Source organism: Mycobacterium sp., assembly GCF_049683355.1.
Classification (GTDB): Bacteria; Actinomycetota; Actinomycetes; order Mycobacteriales; family Mycobacteriaceae; genus Mycobacterium.
This window is the reverse complement of record NZ_JBAUJB010000300.1, coordinates 1-2,114: the sequence shown is the minus strand read 5'-3', so window position 1 is coordinate 2,114 and position 2,114 is coordinate 1. Positions and strand designations below refer to the sequence as shown.

The window sequence follows — 2,114 nt, the reverse complement described above, 5'->3', positions numbered from 1 at the left end:
GTAGCGGGGACAGGATTCGAACCTGCGACCTCTGGGTTATGAGCCCAGCGAGCTACCGAGCTGCTCCACCCCGCGATGGTGAACGCAAGGTTACCCATGCCGCGGCGCTGCCTCCAAATCGCCTGTTCAGACGCCCTCGCGGGCCGCGAACGCGCGCTGTTGCACACGATTTACGGCGCGCCGACGGGCAGACACGCTTGCTCGCGGAGAAATCGCCCACGGGTCAGGCCATCTCGGGGACCCGCAGATGTGCCAGCACCAGGTCGAACTCGCATTCGTCGAGCACCTCGGCGCCGGTGTCGCGGGTGGTGGCGAGTTTGAGCGCGTCGGTCGCGATCCGGCTGCGCCTCATCGCCTCGGGCCTTCGAAGGTCACCGACGCGACACCGAAGCCGGAGTCACGATCCACGAGCAGGCTCGCGCTGCAGAATCCGTCCAGCTCCTCCAGCGCGGGAATGGTGGCCATCCGGTAACCGTCGATCGCGCGATCGGCCATCTGGGAGTCGACCCGGGCCCACGTCACCCGGACACATGCGCCCGGCGCCGAGTGGTGGTGCCGGTGCAGTGCAGCGATCTCCCACTCGTCGACGGTGGGGCTGCCGCCGAGAATCTCGGCTGCCCGGCCGCGCAGGTCGCTGGTCGCCGGGCCGCTGGCGTGCATCGCCTCCTCAGACTGCCAGGCAGTGGTCGCGATGCACCGACCGGTCAGACGGTCCACGAGTAGGGACAACCCGACGTAACCGTCGAGACCGGACAGCGCCGGCCACACCGTGTCGTGGATGTAGGCGATTCCGGCGTCGATCTCCGAGGACCGTGCGTGAATCGCGGAACTGCGTGCGTACATGGGTCTGCCTCCGTGGTCCGCGGCAGCGTCCCAGCGGCGCCGCCGGACCCCTCCATCGTCCTCCCGACACAGGCCAGGGCAATGGCCCGCAGGGGTCAGACCAGAGCGTGCGGTGACTACTCGGTGGACTGGTACTCGTTCACCGCGTCGTCGAGGCGTTGCAGTGCCTCGCCGTAGTCGGCGAAGTCACCATTGCGCTGCGCCTCCTGGATGGCGTCGAGGGCCTGGTTGACGTTCTCCAGCGCAGCGGCTTTCGCGCCGGACAACTGGGTCGGCCCGGACGGAACCGCCGCGGGAGCCGGCCTTTCGGGCTGCGCCTGCGGGTTCTCCCCCGGCCGGCTCGCCGGCGGCGTCACAGAAGCCTGCTGGTCGGCCTGTGGTTGGGCCTCGGGTTGCTCTCCGCCGGTGGTGCCGGTGGGTTCCGGCCCGGTGGCGGTGGCGTCAGCACCCGGTCCGAACAGGTCGGTCAACGCGTCCCGCACCGTCGGCCCGTAGCCGATCTTGTCGTTGTACATCATCGCGACACGGATCAGCCGTGGGTACGACGACGCCGCGTCGGTGTTGCCAGGCGAGGCGTAAACCGGCGCCACGTAGAGCAATCCGCCCTCGGCGATCGGCAGCGTCAACAGATTGCCCCAGCGGATCCGGTTCTGATTGTCCCGGCCAATCACGCCGAGGTCCTGGCTGACCGCGGTGTCGGTGCTGATCGCGTTGAACGCCAGCTTGGGGCCGTTGACCTGGCCCGGGATAGTCAGCACCGTGATCCGGCCATACGTGTCCGGATCCGAGCTGGCGCTGATGTAGGCCGCCAGGAAGTCCCGCTGGAACCGGTTCATCGCGCTGGTCAGCTGGAACGACGACGTGCGGTCTTGCAGCGCAAGGTCTTTGGCGACGATGTAGTACGGCGGCTGGTAGCTGCTGGCCGTCGGGTTCGGATCCAGCGGCACGTCCCAGAAGTCCGACGTCGAGAAGAACGTCACCGGGTCGTCGACGTGGTACTTGGCCAGCAGCGCGCGCTGCACCTTGAACAGGTCCTCCGGGTAGCGCAGGTGTTCCTGCAACTCGGGGGTGATCGCGCTCTTGGGCTGGACGGTGTCCGGGAACACCTTCATCCACGCCTGCAGCACCGGGTCCTGCTCATCCTGCTGATACAGCGTCACGGTGCCGTCATAGGCGTCGACGGTGGCCTTGACCGAGTTACGGATGTAGGACACCTGCTTGTCCAACTGCAGCCGGTTCAGCGCCACCTCGGTGGAGTCGGTGGTCGCCGA

The 2,114-nt window shown here is 67.7% G+C and carries 1 protein-coding gene, 1 tRNA gene and 1 pseudogene; all 3 read right to left on the bottom strand.

Annotated features, from left to right (window positions below):
- Position 1: 1 nt before the first annotated feature.
- A tRNA-Met gene (locus WA944_RS17415) sits at positions 2-75 on the bottom strand.
- Positions 76-223: 148 nt separating this feature from the next.
- Positions 224-843 (bottom strand): annotated as a pseudogene (locus tag WA944_RS17410) (hypothetical protein).
- 116 nt (positions 844-959) lie between these two features.
- Positions 960-2,114, bottom strand: a 1,155-nt coding sequence (locus WA944_RS17405) for a UPF0182 family protein (protein ID WP_526647184.1), incomplete at its 5' end; no start/stop codon positions are given.